The sequence below is a fragment of the Pseudomonas sp. GW822-FHT01E03 genome (genome assembly GCF_058802985.1).
In genome coordinates this window covers 12,899-31,166 of the sequence record NZ_JBXAOQ010000019.1, presented here as the reverse complement: position 1 = coordinate 31,166, position 18,268 = coordinate 12,899, and the positions used below count along the sequence as shown (strand labels likewise).

The 18,268-nt window shown below is 60.1% G+C and carries 15 protein-coding genes; 2 read left to right on the top strand and 13 right to left on the bottom strand.

Annotated features, from left to right (window positions below; all coding sequences use genetic code 11):
• Nucleotides 1-71 precede the first annotated feature (71 nt).
• The 12 genes from acs to dksA form a co-directional block, all read right to left on the bottom strand.
• A complete protein-coding gene (gene acs / locus AC1RP7_RS26485; protein ID WP_493183202.1) occupies nucleotides 72-2,009 on the bottom strand; it encodes an acetate--CoA ligase in 1,938 nt (645 codons plus the stop codon).
• A 231-nt stretch (nucleotides 2,010-2,240) separates the two neighbouring features.
• Nucleotides 2,241-3,905 (bottom strand): glucose-6-phosphate isomerase, encoded by a 1,665-nt coding sequence (gene pgi / locus AC1RP7_RS26480; RefSeq protein ID WP_057713271.1) that lies wholly within the window; start codon nucleotides 3,903-3,905, stop codon nucleotides 2,241-2,243.
• A gap of 224 nt (nucleotides 3,906-4,129) precedes the next feature.
• On the bottom strand, nucleotides 4,130-4,510 hold the full coding sequence (panD, locus tag AC1RP7_RS26475) for an aspartate 1-decarboxylase (RefSeq protein WP_493183204.1): 381 nt from the start codon (nucleotides 4,508-4,510) through the stop codon (nucleotides 4,130-4,132).
• A 234-nt stretch (nucleotides 4,511-4,744) separates the two neighbouring features.
• Nucleotides 4,745-5,605, bottom strand: a complete 861-nt coding sequence (gene panC / locus AC1RP7_RS26470; protein WP_493183206.1) for a pantoate--beta-alanine ligase — start codon at nucleotides 5,603-5,605, stop codon at nucleotides 4,745-4,747.
• Nucleotides 5,602-6,402: a 3-methyl-2-oxobutanoate hydroxymethyltransferase gene (panB, locus tag AC1RP7_RS26465; protein WP_057713273.1), complete on the bottom strand. Its 801-nt coding sequence runs from the start codon at nucleotides 6,400-6,402 to the stop codon at nucleotides 5,602-5,604. The genes panC and panB overlap by 4 nt, the downstream gene beginning before the upstream one ends.
• Nucleotides 6,403-6,766: 364 nt before the next feature.
• Nucleotides 6,767-7,252, bottom strand: a complete 486-nt coding sequence (folK, locus tag AC1RP7_RS26460; protein ID WP_407516377.1) for a 2-amino-4-hydroxy-6-hydroxymethyldihydropteridine diphosphokinase — start codon at nucleotides 7,250-7,252, stop codon at nucleotides 6,767-6,769.
• A gap of 3 nt (nucleotides 7,253-7,255) precedes the next feature.
• Nucleotides 7,256-8,656: a polynucleotide adenylyltransferase PcnB gene (locus AC1RP7_RS26455; protein WP_493183208.1), complete on the bottom strand. Its 1,401-nt coding sequence runs from the start codon at nucleotides 8,654-8,656 to the stop codon at nucleotides 7,256-7,258.
• Between the two features lie 711 nt (nucleotides 8,657-9,367).
• Nucleotides 9,368-10,801, bottom strand: a complete 1,434-nt coding sequence (locus AC1RP7_RS26450) for a sigma-54-dependent transcriptional regulator (protein WP_057713275.1) — start codon at nucleotides 10,799-10,801, stop codon at nucleotides 9,368-9,370.
• 22 nt (nucleotides 10,802-10,823) lie between these two features.
• Complete coding sequence (locus AC1RP7_RS26445) at nucleotides 10,824-13,778, bottom strand: sensor histidine kinase (protein WP_493183209.1); 2,955 nt, start codon at nucleotides 13,776-13,778, stop codon at nucleotides 10,824-10,826.
• On the bottom strand, nucleotides 13,762-13,938 hold the full coding sequence (locus tag AC1RP7_RS26440; RefSeq protein ID WP_003176118.1) for a hypothetical protein: 177 nt from the start codon (nucleotides 13,936-13,938) through the stop codon (nucleotides 13,762-13,764). Before AC1RP7_RS26440 ends, AC1RP7_RS26445 begins: the two co-directional genes overlap by 17 nt.
• 77 nt (nucleotides 13,939-14,015) lie before the next feature.
• Nucleotides 14,016-14,912: a tRNA glutamyl-Q(34) synthetase GluQRS gene (gluQRS, locus tag AC1RP7_RS26435; RefSeq protein ID WP_493183211.1), complete on the bottom strand. Its 897-nt coding sequence runs from the start codon at nucleotides 14,910-14,912 to the stop codon at nucleotides 14,016-14,018.
• Between the two features lie 229 nt (nucleotides 14,913-15,141).
• Nucleotides 15,142-15,582 carry an RNA polymerase-binding protein DksA gene (dksA, locus tag AC1RP7_RS26430; RefSeq protein ID WP_008053890.1) on the bottom strand — a complete coding sequence of 147 codons (441 nt, stop codon included), beginning with the start codon at nucleotides 15,580-15,582 and terminating at the stop codon, nucleotides 15,142-15,144.
• 333 nt (nucleotides 15,583-15,915) lie between these two features.
• Here dksA and AC1RP7_RS26425 point away from each other — a divergent pair, with 333 nt between their 5' ends.
• Together AC1RP7_RS26425 and sfsA are read left to right on the top strand one after the other, a co-directional pair.
• Complete coding sequence (locus tag AC1RP7_RS26425; RefSeq protein ID WP_057713278.1) at nucleotides 15,916-17,088, top strand: pyridoxal phosphate-dependent aminotransferase; 1,173 nt, start codon at nucleotides 15,916-15,918, stop codon at nucleotides 17,086-17,088.
• Entirely contained in the window at nucleotides 17,088-17,801 is a 714-nt protein-coding gene (sfsA, locus tag AC1RP7_RS26420) for a DNA/RNA nuclease SfsA (protein ID WP_492587907.1), read from the top strand. The genes AC1RP7_RS26425 and sfsA overlap by 1 nt, the downstream gene beginning before the upstream one ends.
• On the opposite strand, the gene AC1RP7_RS26415 is transcribed toward sfsA, so the two are convergent.
• Complete coding sequence (locus AC1RP7_RS26415) at nucleotides 17,798-18,115, bottom strand: Rieske (2Fe-2S) protein (RefSeq protein ID WP_090451430.1); 318 nt, start codon at nucleotides 18,113-18,115, stop codon at nucleotides 17,798-17,800. The genes sfsA and AC1RP7_RS26415 overlap by 4 nt on opposite strands.
• Nucleotides 18,116-18,268 lie beyond the last annotated feature (153 nt).

The window sequence follows — 18,268 nt, the reverse complement described above, 5'->3', positions numbered from 1 at the left end:
CGTTTCTCCTGAATGTACGCGGCACGCTTGAGTTCATCGCGAGCGAGCTCGCTCCTACAGAAGACAGAACGTTATTGATTCAGGCGTTTATCGATCAAGCCTTGTACCACGCTTGGATCGGCCAAGGTCGAAGTGTCGCCCAGATTGTCCAGTTCGTTGCAGGCGATCTTGCGCAGAATGCGCCGCATGATCTTGCCTGAGCGGGTTTTCGGCAAGGCCGGCGCCCACTGGATCAAGTCCGGTTTGGCGAAACTGCCGATTTCCTTGCTGACCAGGGCCAGCAATTCTTTCTTCAGTTCATCGTTGGTTTCGACGCCGTTCATGGGTGTGACGAAGACATAGATGCCTTGGCCCTTGATGTCGTGGGGATAACCGACCGCAGCGGCCTCGGCGATGCTCTCGTGCAGCACCAGGGCGCTTTCCACTTCGGCGGTGCCGATACGGTGGCCGGACACGTTGATCACATCGTCGATACGACCGGTAATCCAGTAGTCGCCATCTTCATCGCGCCGCGCGCCGTCACCGGTGAAGTAGTAGCCGGGGTAGGGCTTGAAATAGGTGTCGACCATGCGTTGCGGGTCGCGATAGACACTGCGGATCTGTGCAGGCCAGCTGGATTTTATGGCCAGTACGCCGCTGCCGGCGCCCTTGATTTCCTTGCCTTGCTCGTCGAGCAGCACCGGCTGCACGCCGAACATCGGTTGTGTCGCACAACCGGGCTTGATCCGCTGGGCACTGACCAGCGGGCTGAGCATGATGCCGCCGGTTTCGGTCTGCCACCAGGTATCGACGATCGGGCAACGCTCTTCGCCGACCTCATGGAAATACCATTCCCAGGCTTCCGGGTTGATCGGTTCGCCAACCGTGCCGAGTAGCCTGACGCTGGCGCGGGATGTTTGCTTCAACGGTTCCGGGCCTTCGCGCATCAATGCGCGCAGGGCCGTCGGGGCGGTGTAGAAAATATTCACCTTGTGCTTGTCGATCACTTGCCAGAAGCGCGAGGTACTCGGGTAGTTCGGCACGCCTTCGAAAATCAGCGTGGTCGCGCCGTTGGCCAGCGGACCGTAGACGATGTAGCTGTGGCCAGTGACCCAGCCGACGTCGGCGGTGCACCAGAAGACTTCGCCGTCGTGGTAGTCCAGCACGTACTTGAAGGTCATCGCTGCTTGCAGCAGGTAGCCACCGGTGGTGTGCAGCACGCCTTTGGGTTTGCCGGTGCTGCCGGAGGTATAGAGGATGAACAGCGGGTCTTCGGCGTCCATCGGCTCGGGCGGGCAATCGGCGCTGGCTTCGCGCAGGGCCTGCTGGTACTTGATGTCCCTTCCTTCGACCCAGTTCACCAGCCCCTTGGTGCGCTCGACCACCAGCACGCTGCTCACGTCCGGGCAGCTTTGCAGCGCCTTGTCGACGTTCTGCTTGAGTGACACGACCTTGCCACCGCGCACGCCTTCGTCGGCAGTGATCACGGTGCGGCAGTCGGCGTCGAGAATGCGGTCGCGCAACGAGTCCGGGGAGAAGCCGCCGAACACTACCGAGTGCACTGCACCAATACGGGTACAGGCCAGCATGGCGTAGGCCGCCTCGGGAATCATCGGCATGTAGATGCACACGCGGTCGCCTTTTTTCACGCCACGGTTTTTCAGCACATTGGCCAGGCGGCAGACGTTTTCATGCAGTTTTTTGTAGGTGATCGATGTCGAGTCGGCAGGGTCGTCGCCTTCCCAGATGATGGCGACCTGATCGCCGCGTTTCTCCAGGTGTCGGTCGATGCAGTTGTAGCTGACGTTCAATTGCGCACCGGCAAACCAGCTGGCTTCACCGGTTTTCAGGTTGTAGCGCTGGACGGTTTCCCAGGGCGCGCTCCAGTCGAGAAAGCGCGTGGCCTGTTCGGCCCAGAAGGTGCTGGGGTGTTCGACGGATTGGCGGTACAGGCGCTGATAGTCGTCTTGACTCAATTGTGCGGCCCGGCGGACGGCATCGGCTTTGGGGAACGTGCTGATATCGAACATGACGGTTCCTTATGCTTGTTTTGCGACAAGGATAAAGATGCGCCGAGAGGTCAATGGGTTCAAGTCAGATACAAAACAACTGTGGGAGCGAGCTTGCTCGCGATGAGGGCATGGCGGTCAACATGGTTGTCGACTGACAGTCCGTCATCGCGAGCAAGCTCGCTCCCACAGGGAATTGTTTTTGCCCACAGGATTCGGGTTGATCCAAAGCCCGTGGGTTGTGCTATCAAATCACCCGCGGTGACGACCACGGAAGTAATTGATCAGCCCTTGGGTCGAGGCGTCCTCGGCCGGGGTTTCTTCGCTGCCGACCAGGCGGTTGTAGACGCCTTTGCCCAGCTCCTTGCCCAGTTCCACGCCCCACTGGTCGAAGGCGTTGATGCCCCAGATCACGCTTTGCACGAAGACTTTGTGTTCGTACATCGCCACCAGAGCGCCGAGGCGACGCGGGCTGATGCGCTCGACCACCAGGGTGTTGCTCGGACGATTGCCCGGGATCACCTTGTGCGGCGCGAGTTTCTGCACTTCGGCGTCACTCATGCCTTTGTCGCGCAGCTCGGTTTCGGCCTCGGCAAGGGTCTTGCCGAGCATCAGCGCCTGGCTCTGGGACAGGCAGTTGGCGTACAGCCACTGGTGGTGGTCGGACACTGGGTTGAAGCTGACGATCGGCACGATGAAGTCGGCCGGGATCAATTGGGTGCCCTGGTGCAGCAACTGGTGGTAGGCATGCTGACCATTGCAGCCGACGCCGCCCCAGATTACCGGCCCGGTGTCTGTGGACACTGGCTTGCCGTCCTGGCGCACGCTCTTGCCGTTGGATTCCATGTCCAGCTGTTGCAGGTGCTTGGTGATGTTACGCAGGTAGTGATCGTACGGCAGGATCGCGTGGCTTTGCGCGCCCCAGAAGTTGCCGTACCACACGCCGAGCAAGGCCAGCAGCACCGGCATGTTCTGTTCGAAGGGCGCGGTCAGGAAGTGCTGGTCCATGGTGTAGGCACCGGACAGCAATTCCTTGAAGTTGGACATGCCGATGGCCAGGGCAATCGGTAGACCAATGGCCGACCACAGCGAGTAGCGCCCGCCGACCCAGTCCCACATCGGGAAGATGTTCTCTTCGCGGATGCCGAACGCTACCGCGGCGGCGTTGTTGCTCGATACCGCGATGAAGTGGCGATACAGCTCGGCTTCCGAACCACCCTGGGCCAGATACCAGGCACGGGCAGCCTGGGCGTTCTTCAGGGTTTCAAGGGTGTTGAAGGATTTCGACGAGACGATGAACAGCGTGGTCTCGGCGCGAAGCTTCATGGTCAGTTCGTGGAACTCGCTGCCGTCGATGTTTGCCAGGTAATGGCAACGCACGCCTTTCTGGGCATAGGACAGCAAGGCTTCGGACACCAGCTCAGGGCCGAGGAAGGAGCCGCCGATGCCGATGTTCACCACGTCAGTGATCGGCTTCTCGGTGTAACCGCGCCACAGACCGTCGTGGATACGGCCGACGAGGTCGGTGATCTGGTTCAGCACCTTGTGCACTTCGGGCATCACGTTGACGCCATTGACCGACAGCTTGTCGCCGACCGGGCGGCGCAGGGCCGTGTGCAGGGCCGGGCGACCTTCGGAAGAGTTGACGATTTCGCCATCGAACAGCGACTTGATCGCGCCCTTGAGGTCGACTTCGTTGGCCAGGCCCACCAGCAGATTGCGGGTCTCGGCGTTGATCAGGTTTTTCGAATAGTCGAGAAACAGGCCGCAGCTGCTGAGGGTGAATTGAGTAAAACGCTGCGGATCGGCATTGAAGGCTTCGCGCATGCTGAAATCCTGCATGGCTTGGCGGTGGTCATTCAACGCTTGCCAGGCGGGCAGAGCGGTAACGTCGTGAGGAGTGCGGTAATACGCCATCGCTGCGGGTTTCCTTATTACTTGAACGGCCTTTTGAACACTAAAAATCCCGGAGCGCTGTGGGTGGGCGTTCCGGTCAACTGCGTCGACACGATTTCATGGCGCAGGGCGAATACAGTAAACCCCACGCAATGATCTGTCTTGACTTTGTCTGACCTGTTTCCGGTACTTTTTTAACATCGAAGTTAGGAACGGCCCGACAAACGGAAGAGACAAGACTCGTATCAGGCAACCTGGACCGGAATGGCATTGCTGGTGTGGCTCAGTTCATTGCCCGGTGCCATGTAGAGCATGCGTGGCTTGAAGTTGAGCAGTTCGGCTTCGCTGTAATGAGCGTAAGCGCAGATGATCACGAGATCACCGACCTTGGCCTTGTGGGCAGCGGCGCCGTTGACCGAGATCATGCGTGAGCCTTCTTCGCCACGGATGGCGTAGGTGGTGAAGCGCTCGCCGTTGTCGACGTTGTAGATCTGGATCTGCTCGTACTCACGAATACCGGACAGGTCCAGCCATTCACCGTCGATGGCGCAGGAGCCTTCGTAATCGAGTACAGCGTGGGTGACTTCGGCGCGATGCAGCTTGGCTTTGAGCATGATGGCGTGCATGAGTATTTCCCAGGTCGGAATCGAACGGCGGGCAGTTTGCCCGAAGGGGTTGTGGGCGGCAATACGAATGAAGCGAAGGGTTTGAAGTGTACTTTTGTGGCGAGGGGGCTTGCCCCCGTTCCAGTGCGTAGCACTGGCAAAATTTCGGAAACGCTCGAAAGTTTGGGGCCGCTTCGCAGCCCAACGGGGGCAAGCCCCCTCGCCACAGACTCACTCCACAGAATTCGAGAGTGTTTAGATTGGCGCGTCGAGGTTCAGGTGCAGGTTGTCGATCAACCGCGTCGTATCGAGGAACGCCGCCACCAGAATCACCAGGTCACGATCCTGCGCCGTCGCCGGGCGCAAGGTCAGGGCATGGCGGATTTCCAGGTAGTCAGGACGCAGGCCGGCTGCTTCGAGCTGTTTGATCTGGGTGCCGATCAGCGCCGGGTAGTCGCGTTCGCCCTGCTTGATCGCTTCGCCGATCGCATTCAGCGTGCGATAAACCACCGGTGCCACAGCGCGTTGCTCTTCGCTGAGGAAACCGTTGCGCGACGACAGCGCCAGGCCATCGGTTGCGCGAACAGTCGGCTCACCGATGATCTGGATCGGCATGTTCAGGTCATGAACCAGCGCGCGAATCACCGCCAGTTGCTGAAAGTCTTTCTCGCCGAAAATCGCCAGGTCCGGCTGGACCATGTTGAACAGCTTGCTGACCACCGTCGCCACGCCTTCGAAATGCCCCGGACGGCTGGCGCCGCACAGACCTTCGGACAATTGCGGGACACTGACGCGGGTCTGGCCGGCCATGCCGTCGGGATACATTTCTTCAACGGTGGGGGCAAACAGCAAATGGCAACCGGCCTGGAGCAGTTTTTCCTGGTCGGCGGCGAGGGTGCGCGGGTACTTGTCGAGGTCTTCGCCAGCACCGAATTGCAGCGGGTTGACGAAAACGCTCGCAACCACGAAGTCCGCCCGTTGGGAGGCTTTGGTCACCAGTGCCACGTGGCCGCTGTGCAGGTTGCCCATGGTTGGCACAAAGGCGATGCGTTTGCCTTCGCCACGGGCTCGGGCCACGGCGGCCCGCAGTTCGCGTACGGTTTTTACGGTGTTCATGCAGAGAATCCGTGTTCGATCCCAGGGAAAGTTGCCGCTTTGACTTCAGTCACGTAGGCATTCAATGCAGCGTCAATGCTGGTCTGGCCAGTCATGAAGTTTTTCACGAATTTCGGCACGCGACCGGTAATGGACAGGCCCAGCATGTCGTGCAGAACCAGCACCTGGCCGTCGGTGCGATTGCCGGCACCAATACCGATCACCGGAATCTTCACCGCCTGGGTGATTTCTTCCGCCAGTTCGCTCGGGACGCACTCGAGCAGCAGCATTGCCGCGCCAGCCTGTTCCAGGGCGATCGCGTCGGCACGCATCTGCCGCGCCTGGTTTTCATTGCGACCCTGGACCTTGTAGCCGCCAAGGATGTTCACCGACTGTGGCGTCAGGCCCATGTGCGCGCAGACAGGGATGCCGCGCTCGGCCAGCAGGCGGATCGAGTCGGCCAGCCACAATGCTCCTTCGACCTTGACCATGTGCGCGCCGGCCTGCATCAACAGGGCGCTGTTGGTCATGGCTTGCTCGGTGGTGGCGTAGGCCATGAAAGGCAGGTCGGCGAGGATCAGGGCATCGCTGTTACCGCGTTTGACGGCGGCCACGTGGTAAGCCATTTCCGAGGTGGTGACAGGCAAGGTGCTGTCGTGGCCCTGCAGAACCATGCCGAGGGAGTCGCCCACCAACAGCACTTCGACGCCGGCCTGATTGCAGGCGTGGGCGAAGGTCGCGTCGTAGCAGGTCAGCATGGTGATTTTTTCACCTTTTTGCTTCAGACCTTGCAGGGTGGTCAGGGTGATGGCTGGCATGAAAAGTTCCTCATTCAGGCGCTGTGGAAACTACTGCGAGTAACGCGCGTGATTCTTCGTTGAATACAGGCGCACGCTCTTTCGTCGTGCTTTTAAGGCCTGGATTGCGCCCTTGAACGCCGTGTAGGCGGCAGCGGGACGCCTATAGTCGTGAGGAGAACGAGGGAAGTCAATTGCGTGTGTTACCGCATTGTTACGGGTGGGGTGTTACCGGGGTAACTGATGCGATTCAGCAGCAGATCTTGTGCGCGACACAAAACCAATGTGGGAGCGGGCTTGCTCGCGAAGGGCGCATCAGATTCAACATTAATGTTGATTGATACACCGCTTTCGCGAGCAGGCTCGCTCCCACAGGGTATTTGTGTCACGTCGGGAGGAGGCGTTCCAGGCCGACGAACGGGCATGCCTTGAGCAGTTCGGCCAAGTTCCGGCCATCGGCCAAGTGCAGATCCGCAGGGGTCAGTTCCGCCAGCGGGTACAACACGAAGGCCCGTTCCTGCATGTGGTAATGGGGAACCTTGAGGCGCGGTTCGTCGATCAGGCGATCACCGAACAGCAGGATGTCGAGGTCCAGCGTGCGTGGCCCCCAGCGCTCAAGACGCTCGCGACCCTGGCCGTTTTCGATGGCCTGCAAGGCATCCAGAAGATCCAGCGGCGCCAGTGTGCTGTCGAGAGCGGCGACTGCATTGGTGTAACGCGGTTGGCCGGGCAGAAGCGAGTCACTTTGGTAAAACGCAGAAACCCCGACCAACTCCGATTGCGGCAACTGCGCCAGCGCTTCGACGGCGCTGCGCAATTGTTCGGCGGGGTCAGCCAGATTGCTGCCCATGCCGATGTAGATGCGTTCCATGGATTACTCGCCCGTGGTGCTCGAAGCGCCGGCAGCGCGTTTGCGCTTGGAGCCACCGCTGCGGCGACGCTTGCGCGGGGCGCCGGTGCCTTCGTCCTTGCCGCTGAGGTCGCGAATCATGTCGCGACGCTCGCTTTCGTTGGCGTCCTGATAGTCCGTCCACCATTCGCCCAGGCCATCGGTCTGCTCGCCGGCGCTTTCACGTAGCAGCAGGAAGTCGTAGCCGGCGCGGAAGCGCGGATTGTCCAGCAACAGATCGGCACGCTTGCCGCTGCGGCGGGGCAGGCGTTCCTGCATGTCCCAGATTTCGCGGATCGGCATGGTGAAGCGTTTCGGAATCGCAATGCGCTGGCACTGCTCGGCAATGAGTTCGTGCGCCGCGTCCTGCATCGCCGGAATCGGTGGCATGCCACGCTCCTGCAGGCGCAGGACGCGGGCCGGCAGGGCAGGCCAGAGCAGGGCTGCAAACAGGAATGCCGGGGTCACCGGTTTGTTCTGCTTGATCCGCAGGTCGGTATTGATCAGGGCTTCGCTGATCAGGGTGTGGGTGTACGTCGGGTTGTATTCCAGTGCTTCAGCGCTGGCCGGGAACAGTGGATCGAACAACTGCAGGTCGACCAGCATTTCAAACGTGTCGGCGGCATGGCCGGAGAGGAACAGCTTGAGCACCTCTTCGAACAGACGAGCCGACGGGATCTCGCGCAGCATCGGCGCCAGGCCGCGGATCGGCAGGGCGCTGTGTTTTTCGATGCCGAAGTTCAGCTTGGCGGCGAAACGCACGGCCCTCAGCATCCGTACCGGGTCTTCCTGGTAGCGTTGCGTCGGATCGCCGATCAGGCGGATCAGGTGATTGCGGATGTCGTGTACGCCGTTGGCGTAGTCGAGGATGCGTTCGCTGACCGGATCGTAATACAAGGCATTGATGGTGAAGTCGCGACGTTGCGCGTCCTCTTCCAGGGTGCCGTAAACGTTATCGCGCAAGATGCGCCCGCTTTCGTTGCGCGAAGACTGGTTGCTGTCTTCCTCGTCTTCGTTTTGCGGGTGATTGGCGCGGAAGGTCGCGACTTCGATGATTTCGCGGCCGAAGTGGATGTGCACCAGTTTGAACCGGCGCCCGATGATTCGCGCGTTACGGAATTCGGCCCGTACCTGCTCGGGTGTGGCGCTGGTGGCAACGTCGAAATCTTTCGGGGTGATACCCAGCAGCATGTCGCGCACGCAACCGCCAACCAGATAAGCCTGATAACCGGCGTTCTGCAGGCGTTCAACGATATTCACCGCGTAACGGCTGAATTGCGCCTTCTGCAGCGAGTGTTGGCCGCTGTTGAGCACTTCAGGCGTGCTGCGAATGTGTTGCGTAGGACGCTTGGGAGAACGGAATGACTGGAACAGCTTCTTCAGCATGGGATGCACTGTTTGAAGGAATATTCGGCCATAACAGAAGAATGACCGCATGATGGGCGGGGATTCTAGCATTTAGTCGGGGGATGGTGTAGGAGACAGCAGATATGAGATGTAGGAGCGGGTTATGGGGGGGGGAATCGCAGAAACCACAAGGGGAGCCGAAGCTCCCCAAGAAGTAGTTGCATGCTCTATTTTTATTTTTGGTTTCGGGCTTCTTGTTTTTGTTGAGTGCCCTCGTCATGAAGCTTTCCTTCATGACCCTCCCAATCGGGAGCCAAGAGCAAACGGATTGCTTTGGTCGCTGAATTGCAGTGATCTTTCGATCCAACCAGTACAGGCTCTGTCTTAAGACAGTTTTTTGTTGTTCTCGGCCTGGTCGTGGGGCAAGCCCCAAATACAACGCCTCTCCAAAAGAATCAGTTAGCTGCGCCTCTCGCCGTCTTGTTTTTATTGTGCGTGAGTCGATTCGTCTTATTTTTATTGTCTTGTGCATTGCTTGTTATTGTTCTTGTACCAAACATATAGCAGGGTGCGTGCCAACTTTTGCGAAACCCAATAAAACAAGGGGTTAGGCCGGTCGGCAGGCATTTCGAGGGCCAAAAAAAGCCGGGGCTTCGTTACCGTAAGCCCCGGCTTCTGTTACGTGAAAAAACTGAGGTAACAGTTTTTTCACCAAAGTCATGTGTTACCCGCACATGAGACAGGTACGGTTCAGCTTTCGCTGGTCACCCCGGTCTTGCGACGTGGGATGCCCAGGCGCTGACGGCGCTCCCACAGGCATTTTCGGCTGACCCCGAGTTTGCGGGCCAGCTCGGTTTCGGTCATGTGGTCCTGATGTTCGAGGACGAAATGCTGGAAGTAGTCTTCCAGGGAGAGATCTTCGGTCGGTTCGTGGTTGCTGTTACTGGCGTTGCCCTGTTGTGGCGCCAGGCCAATGAATTCGTCGTCTTCCAGGTCGCCCAGTTCGATGTCGATACCCAGCAGCTCGGCGGATATTTCCGGGCTTTCGCACAGGATAACGGCGCGCTCGACGGCGTTTTCCAGTTCACGAACGTTGCCCGGCCAGGAGTAGTGACGAATGGCTTGCTCGGCATCCGCGGCGAATTTCAGGTCGGTGCGGTTGATCCGCGCACTTTGCCGCGCCAGGAACGCATTGGCGATTTCGTTGACGTCCGCACCGCGTTCGCGCAGGGCTGGCAACTTCAGCGCGATAACGTGGAGGCGGTAATACAGGTCTTCACGGAACTGGCCGATCTTCGCCAGGCTCTTGAGGTCGCGGTGAGTCGCGGCGATCAGGCGCACGTCGACTTTTTGCGACTGCACCGAGCCCACGCGACGAATCTCGCCTTCCTGCAATACGCGCAGCAGGCGAGCCTGGGCTTCCAGTGGCAGTTCGCCGATTTCGTCGAGGAACAAGGTGCCGCCGTCCGCCGCTTCCACCAGGCCGGCGCGCCCGGCGCTGGCGCCGGTGAATGCGCCTTTTTCGTGGCCGAACAGTTCGGACTCGATCAGGCTTTCCGGAATGGCCGCGCAGTTCACCGAAATCATCGGCGCCTTGGCACGTTTGGACAGGTTGTGCAGGGCGCGCGCCACCAGTTCCTTACCGGTACCCGATTCGCCCTGGATCAGAACGTTGGAGTCGGTCGGTGCCACTTTGCGGATCTTGCCGTACAGGTCCTGCATCGGTGGGCACGAGCCGATAATGCCGATCTCACCGTTGCTGTTGTCGGTACCGGATTTCGCCGCACCGTTGGCGGCTTTGCCGGCAACCGCTTCACCGCCGGCTTGTACCGTTTGTCGGTCACGCAGGATTCGTGCGGCCGCTTGCAGCATTTCGTCATGGTCGAATGGCTTGGCAATGTAGTCCACCGCGCCCATTTTCATCGAGTCGACCGCCGAGCGCAGGCTGGCATAGCTGGTCATGATCAGCACCGGCGTGCCCTGGGCGAGCTTGATCAACTCCGTGCCAGGCGCGCCCGGCAGGCGCAGGTCACTGATGATCAGGTCGAACGAGGGAATGGTGAAGCGTTCTTGTGCTTCCTGCACTGATCCGGCTTCGCTGACCTGGTACTGGTTACGTTCCAGCAGGCGGCGCAAGGCGGAGCGGATAATGGTTTCGTCTTCGACGATCAAAATGTGCGGCATTGATTCGATACTCTCGACGGTCTCAGTTCACAGCGGACGTCGCTTCGACATGACGCGGCAAGGTAACCCTGATTCGGGTACCGCGTTGGCTTTGAACATCAGCCGGGCTGTCGATGGTGATTTGTCCATAATGCTCTTCAACGATGGAATAGACCAGTGCAAGGCCCAGACCGGTGCCTTCGCCAGGGTCCTTGGTGGTGAAGAAAGGTTCGAACAATCGGTCCATGATGCTCGACGGAATACCGCTGCCTTCGTCCTCCACGATCAGATCGACCGTGTGTTCGCCGGCTTCGCTCTTGACCCGTACCGCACTGCCGGGAGGCGAGGCGTCACGGGCGTTTGAAAGCAGGTTGATCAATACCTGGGCCAACCGTTGCGGGTCGCCTTCGACCCAGTGTTCGGGGTCGCACAGGTTGTAGAACTGCACTTCGAAATTGCGTCGGTTCAGGGCCAGCAGGCCGATGGCATCCTGAGCCACTTCGGCCAGACAGACGGGCTCGTCGTTGTGCTGATGGCTGCCGGCATGGGCAAAGCTCATCAACGACTGGACGATGCGCGACACGCGTTTGGTCTGCTCGAGGATCTGGCCGCTGATTTCCTTCAACTCGCCGTCTTCTTCACGTTCTTCGCGCAGGTTTTGCGCCAGGCACGCGATGCCGGTGATCGGGTTGCCGATTTCATGGGCCACGCCGGCCGCCAGTCGACCGATGCTGGCCAGGCGCTCGGAGTGCACCAGTTTGTCCTCGAGCATCTGGGTTTCGGTCAAGTCTTCCACCAGCAACACCAGGCCACTGTTGCCCGGCGCGAGGGGTTCGTCGATCGCCGCTTTGTGCAGGTTCAACCAGCGTGTCTGGCCGTCGAGGGCCAGGTGCTGTTTGTGCAAGTGCTCGTCCGGCAGATTGATGAAGCCTTGCAGCAGGTCTTTCCATGGGTCGGCAATGGTACTCAGGCGCGAACCGACCACGCGCTGCGCGGCGATGCCGGTGAGTTCCTCCATGGCCTTGTTCCACATGAGGATCTCCTGATCCTTGGCCAGTGAGCAAACGCCCATCGGCAATTCCTGAAGGGTCTGGCGGTGATAGCGGCGCAAGGCATCGAGCTCGGCGGCCAGGCCGGTCAGGCGCGAGTGGTAATCCTCGAGGCGGCTTTCGATGAAGTGAATGTCTTCGGTGACGTAGTTTTCGCCGCCAGCCTTGTACGGCAGGAACGTCTCGACCATGTCCTGGGCCACGCTCGGGCCCATCAGGCCGGAGAGATTGGCTTCGATGCGGTCACGCAAGCGACGCAGGGCATAGGGGCGGCGCTCGTCGAAAGGCAGATAGAGGTCGCGCAGTGCCTGTTCCACTTCTTTCTGCGCCGCTTTTGCACCCAGTGGCTTGGCCAGTTGCGTGGCGAACTCCTGGGGCGAGGCGGCGTGCAGTTCCCGACGTTGCGGGCGGCGAACGTTATCCACAGCGCAGGCTTCGGCAGCGCTGGCCTCTTCGGTGCTGGCGTTGGTGAACAGCGAGATCAGCGTGAACATCAGTACGTTGGCCGCCAGCGAGGCAATTGCCGCCATGTGCCAGCTGGTGTCGTCCAGCACGTAGATCATGTTCAGCAGTGGAATGTAGAAGCCTTGCAGGTTGCCAACCAGCGGTAACAGCATGGTCACCAGCCACACCAGGATCCCCGCCAGCAAGCCGGCGATGAAGCCGCGACGGTTGGCGGTCGGCCAATACAGGACCGAGAGCACGCCCGGCAGGAACTGCAACGTGGCGACGAAAGCGACAATGCCGAGGTTGGCCAGGTCCTGCTCGGCTCCGAGCATCAGGTAGAAACCGTAGCCGGCCATGATGATTGCGACGATCAGCGCCCGGCGAGTCCACTTCAGCCAGCGGTAGATGTTGCCTTCGGCCGGCGGTTGATACAGCGGCAGGACCAGGTGGTTCAAGGCCATCCCGGACAGTGCCAGCGTGGTGACGATGATCAGGCCACTGGCGGCGGACAGCCCGCCGACATAGGCCAGCAACGCCAAAGCCTTGCTGTTGGCGGCGATACCGATTCCCAGGGTGAAGTATTCCGGGTTGGTGGTGGCGCCCAGTTTCAGGCCGGCCCAGAGAATCAGCGGCACTGCCAGGCTCATCAGCAACAGGAACAGCGGTAGGCCCCAGCTCGCACTCACCAGCGAACGCGGGTTGAGGTTCTCGGTAAAGGTCATGTGATACATGTGCGGCATCACGATCGCCGAGGCGAAGAACACCAGCAGCAGCGTACGCCACGGGCCTTCCTGCAACGGTGTGTGCAGGGCGGCGAGCGCGGTCTGGTTTTGCAGCAGCCACAGTTCAAGCTGTTGCGGGCCGTCGAACACGCCGTAAAGCGCATACAGCCCGACACCGCCGAGGGCGATCAGCTTGATCACCGACTCGAAGGCAATCGCGAACACCAGGCCTTCATGCTTTTCGCGGGTGGCGATGTGACGGGAACCGAAGAAAATCGTGAACAGCGTAATCAGTGCGCAGAAGCTCAGGGCCACGCGATGCTGTACCGGCTCTCGGGTGAGGATGCTGATGGAGTCGGCGACCGCCTGAATTTGCAAGGCCAGCAGCGGCAGTACGCCGACCAGCATGAAAATCGTGGTCAGCGCACCGGCCCAGGTACTGCGGAAGCGGAAGGCAAACAGATCCGCCAGCGACGACAGTTGATAGGTGCGGGTGATCTTCAGGATCGGGTAGAGCAGCACCGGCGCCAGCAGGAATGCCCCGGAAACGCCCAGGTAGCTGGACAGAAAACCGTAGCCGTATTGATAAGCCAGGCCCACGGTGCCGTAAAACGCCCAGGCACTGGCGTAGACGCCCAGTGACAGGGTGTAGGTCAGCGGGTGGCGAATGATCGCCCGGGGAATCATGCCCCGTTCGCTGATCCAGGCCACACCGAACAGCACCGCCAGGTATACGGCGCTGATCAGGATCATCTGGGTCAGGCTAAAGCTCATCGGCATCTTTTTGGCTCTGCAGGATGAAGGTCACGACGATCAGAATCAGCCAGAGCAGATAAGGGCGATACCAGGCGCCAGTGGCGTCGATCCACCAATCCATGATGGCCGGGGAAAACAGGTAAATCCCCACTACCAAAAGCAGGACCAAGCGATAGATGTACATCCCGGCCTCTCTTTTTTATGCGCGTGCCCGAAAACGTGCGGCGATGGTAACGGATGGGTGCGCCACTGCAAGTGCGATCACAATAGCTGTGCCTCGGGCAGGCTCAGTGTGCGCGGGATCAGCGAGGCATCCCAGTGGGCAATGCCCCAATTCAGCACTTCCCGTGGCGTGGCGTACGTCAGTTCGGTTCCCGGGTTCTGTCCCAGCGCCCGTAGCGCCCGCAGCAGCAGTGGCGTTGCCTGATCCTCGGTCAACGGCGGCGAACGGTAGGATTTACCGAGTTTGTTGCCGTCAGGCTGGGTAATCAGCGGGATATGCAGATAACGCGGTTGAGGCAGGCCGAGCAGTTCTTGCAGGTAGAGCTGGCGGGGCGTGGAGTCCAGCAAGTCGGCACCGCGAACGATATCGGTGATGCCTTGCCAGGCGTCGTCCAGGACCACCGCCAATTGATAAGCGTAGAGCCCGTCGCGGCGGCGGATCACGAAATCGCCGACTTCCCGCCCCAGATGCTGTCGGTATTGGCCCTGCACCCGGTCAATGAAATGGTATTCCAGTTCCGGTACGCGCAGGCGGATGGCCGCATCGTCAGTGCCATGGCCGGCATTGCGGCACAAGCCCGGATAAATCCCGTGATACGGCTCCAGCTGTTTGCGCGAGCAGGTGCAGGCGTAGGCCAGGCCTTGATTGAACAGGCGATTGAGCACCTCGGCGTAGGCATCGTGCCGCTCGCTTTGGCGAACCAGGCCGCCATCCCACTCAAAGCCATAGCTTTCCAGTGCCTTGAGAATGGCCGCCTGGGCGCCGGGTACTTCACGGGGGGGATCGAGGTCTTCCATGCGCATCAGCCAGCGTCCACCCACCGAGCGCGCGTCCAGGTAGGAGGCCAGCGCGGCGACCAATGAACCAAAATGCAGGTGGCCGCTGGGCGTCGGGGCGAAACGCCCGATGTAGGTGGGGGAGGTGGTGGCGGTCATCAGGGCAAGGCTACTTATTCCAGGCTGTCGTCAGATTCCTGTAGGAGCGAGCTTGCTCGCGATTGCCGTCAACGATAACGCTGGGAGCCTGGTACCCCGCGGCGTTCTCAGGTTCATCGCGAGCAAGCTCGCTCCTACAGTGATGGCGATTTTAATCGCAACGGGCATCAGCGAATTTTGGAAACAAAAACGGAGCGTTCGCACGCTCCGTTCTTCGTTCAAGTCGCAATTATTTGCCGACTTGCTTTTCCTTGATTTCCGCCAGGGTCTTGCAGTCGATGCACAGGTCGGCGGTAGGGCGCGCCTCGAGGCGCTTGACGCCAATCTCGATGCCGCAGGACTCACACCAGCCGTACTCTTCGTCTTCGATCAACTGAAGCGTCTTGTCGATCTTCTTGATCAACTTGCGTTCACGATCGCGGGCACGCAGTTCGAGGGCGAATTCCTCTTCCTGGCTGGCACGGTCTGCCGGATCAGGGAAGTTGGCCGCTTCGTCCTTCATGTGGTCCACGGTCTTGTCGACACCTTCCATCAGCTCTTTCTTCCACTGATTCAGGACCTTGGTGAAGTGCTTGCGCATGGGCTCGCCCATGTACTCTTCGCCGGTTTTCTGAACATAGGGCTCGAAGCCGCTGATCGTCTGGTTTTGCTGCTTTGCTTGGGTGGACATGAAATAGACCGCCTCTACTCTTGTAATCCATCTGCGCAGGATTGCTCCATCACCGACACCTGCCGGCCCTGCGGCTGCAAGCGGGCGAACTTACCAGATCAACTCGGGCCGCGCTACTCCCGGATGTCGAGCTCGCGGCACAGGGTGCTTGCAAATGATGACAAACCGTTGTCTGGTGGCTCTGGAACCCTGCTCAATTATTGATTTTAGTCAAACCTTGCGCGCGCGCCTGAGTCGTTTGTGATCGGCCTTACAAGGCCTCTGACCGCTTTAGGTTCTCGCTCGTTCCTGCGCTTGGGTAGAATCGGTTTTTTTTCCGTTGAAGGAAGGCCAATGGCTCAGCCCTACAGTGCCCGCAGTCGCGCGATCGAACCTTTCCATGTCATGGCGCTGTTGGCGCGGGCCAATGAGTTGCAGGCCGCCGGCCACGATGTGATCCACCTGGAAATCGGCGAGCCGGACTTCACCACCGCCGAACCGATCATCCGGGCCGGCCAGGCTGCGCTGACAGCGGGAAAGACCCGTTACACCGCCGCACGCGGCATTCCAGAGCTGCGCGAGGCCATTTCGGGCTTCTATCAGCAGCGTTATGGTTTGAACATCGATCCGCGGCGCATCCTCATCACGCCTGGCGGCTCCGGCGCGTTGCTGCTGGCCAGCGCTTTGCTGGTCGACCCCGGTAAACACTGGTTGCTGGCGGATCCGGGCTACCCGTGTAACCGGCATTTCCTGCGGCTGGTCGAAGGCGCGGCACAGCTGGTGCCGGTCGGTCCGGAGGTGCGCTATCAATTGACGCCCGGCCTGATCGAGCGTCATTGGGACCACGACAGTGTTGGCGCATTGGTGGCGTCGCCAGCCAATCCAACCGGCACGATCCTGACCCGCGACGAGCTGGCGAAGCTGTCTGTCGCGATCAAGGAGCGCCACGGTCATCTGGTGGTCGACGAGATTTATCACGGCCTGACCTACGGCACCGATGCGGCCAGCGTGCTGGAAGTCGACGACAGTGCATTCGTTCTGAACAGCTTTTCGAAGTACTTCGGGATGACCGGTTGGCGGCTCGGCTGGCTAGTGGCCCCCGACGCGGCCGTCGGTGAGCTGGAAAAGCTCGCCCAGAACCTCTACATCAGTGCTCCAAGCATGGCGCAGCACGCTGCGCTGGCCTGTTTCGAGCCGGCAACCATCAGCATTCTCGAAGAGCGTCGCGCCGAATTTGGCCGGCGTCGGGATTACCTGCTGCCGGCCTTGCGTGAATTGGGCTTCGGTATTGCGGTGGAACCGGAGGGTGCTTTCTACTTGTACGCCGATATCAGCAAGTTCGGCGGCGATGCCTTCGCGTTCTGTAAACATTTTCTTGAAACCGAACATGTGGCATTTACCCCGGGGCTGGATTTCGGCCGTTATCAGGCCGGGCATCATGTGCGGTTTGCCTATACGCAAAATCTCGAGCGTTTGCAGGAGGCGGTCGAGCGCATTGCCCGTGGGTTGCGGAGCTGGCAAGGCTGATGCGTTTTCATCCTCCCCTCGAAGAAGGGCGCCTGATCCGACGTTACAAGCGATTTCTCGCCGATATCGAAACCGTTGGCGGCGAATTGCTCACCATTCACTGCCCGAACACTGGCTCGATGCTCAATTGTCAGGTCGAAGGCGGGCAGGTCTGGTTCAGTCGCTCCAACGACCCGAAACGCAAGTTGCCTGGCACCTGGGAGGTCGGTGAAACCCCGCAAGGGCGGCTGTTTTGCGTGAATACCGCCCGAGCCAATGGTTTGATCGAAGAAGCGCTACGGGCGGGTGTCATCACCGAGCTGAACGGTTTTACCGGGCTCAAGCGTGAAGTGGCCTATGGTCAGGAAAACAGTCGTATCGATTTCCGCCTTGATTACCCCGAAGGGCCGGCCTACGTCGAAGTCAAAAGCGTGACCCTGGGCTTCGACGGTACGGCGGTGGCGGCGTTTCCCGATGCGGTCACCCAGCGTGGCGCCAAGCACTTGCGGGAGCTGGCCCACCTGGCGAGGGACGGTATTCGCGCGGTGCAGTTGTACTGTGTTTGCCTGACCGACATCGAGGCTGTGCGCCCGGCGCAGGAAATCGATGCCGCTTATGCGCAAGCCTTGCGTGAGGCGATTGCCTGTGGTGTCGAGGTGTTGGCTTACGGTGTGCGGTTGAGCCACGAAGAAATGCTGGTCGACCGACGTCTGGACGTGCTGCCTGGTAGCTAAAGGCTGATCCAGATCCCTTGTTCATCCTCGCGGCAGACCACGCTGGTCAAGGCTTGCCCTGCGCAAGGGCCGGCGACGCATTCACCGTCTTCGATCAGGAACAGTGCGCCATGGGTGGCGCACTGGATCAGGCTGTTGCTGGGGTCGAGAAACTGGTCGGGATGCCACTCCAGGGCAACGCCCCGGTGCGGGCAGCGATTGATGTAGACGTAAACCTGTCCGCTGCGGCGCACTGCAAAAAACTTTTGGTCATCGATGTCGAACCCGCGGCTGCTGTCATTGACCAACTCGGCGCCTGCGCAAAGCAACTTCATGTCTATCCTCGGTCCCGCAACTCGTGACGGGATATGTCCGAGCTGGGCGGTTAAATGCTATCAAATGGCGGTCTTGCCCGCCGGGGACAAGTGCCTGTCGTCGAGGATACTTGGCCTGATCATTCGATGCCCGGGAAACCTTCAAAGAAAGCT

Coding starts and splice junctions, on each gene's coding strand:
- folK (WP_407516377.1), bottom strand. CDS start 7,252: ATGGAACGCATCTACATCGGCATGGGCAGCAATCTGGCTGACCCCGCC.
- AC1RP7_RS26415 (WP_090451430.1), bottom strand. CDS start 18,115: ATGAAGTTGCTTTGCGCAGGCGCCGAGTTGGTCAATGACAGCAGCCGC.
- panC (WP_493183206.1), bottom strand. CDS start 5,605: ATGAACACCGTAAAAACCGTACGCGAACTGCGGGCCGCCGTGGCCCGA.
- pgi (WP_057713271.1), bottom strand. CDS start 3,905: ATGGCGTATTACCGCACTCCTCACGACGTTACCGCTCTGCCCGCCTGG.
- AC1RP7_RS26440 (WP_003176118.1), bottom strand. CDS start 13,938: ATGTACATCTATCGCTTGGTCCTGCTTTTGGTAGTGGGGATTTACCTG.
- AC1RP7_RS26450 (WP_057713275.1), bottom strand. CDS start 10,801: ATGCCGCACATTTTGATCGTCGAAGACGAAACCATTATCCGCTCCGCC.
- AC1RP7_RS26445 (WP_493183209.1), bottom strand. CDS start 13,778: ATGCCGATGAGCTTTAGCCTGACCCAGATGATCCTGATCAGCGCCGTA.
- AC1RP7_RS26455 (WP_493183208.1), bottom strand. CDS start 8,656: ATGCTGAAGAAGCTGTTCCAGTCATTCCGTTCTCCCAAGCGTCCTACG.
- acs (WP_493183202.1), bottom strand. CDS start 2,009: ATGTTCGATATCAGCACGTTCCCCAAAGCCGATGCCGTCCGCCGGGCC.
- gluQRS (WP_493183211.1), bottom strand. CDS start 14,912: ATGACCGCCACCACCTCCCCCACCTACATCGGGCGTTTCGCCCCGACG.
- panD (WP_493183204.1), bottom strand. CDS start 4,510: ATGCACGCCATCATGCTCAAAGCCAAGCTGCATCGCGCCGAAGTCACC.
- AC1RP7_RS26425 (WP_057713278.1), top strand. CDS start 15,916: ATGGCTCAGCCCTACAGTGCCCGCAGTCGCGCGATCGAACCTTTCCAT.
- sfsA (WP_492587907.1), top strand. CDS start 17,088: ATGCGTTTTCATCCTCCCCTCGAAGAAGGGCGCCTGATCCGACGTTAC.
- dksA (WP_008053890.1), bottom strand. CDS start 15,582: ATGTCCACCCAAGCAAAGCAGCAAAACCAGACGATCAGCGGCTTCGAG.
- panB (WP_057713273.1), bottom strand. CDS start 6,402: ATGCCAGCCATCACCCTGACCACCCTGCAAGGTCTGAAGCAAAAAGGT.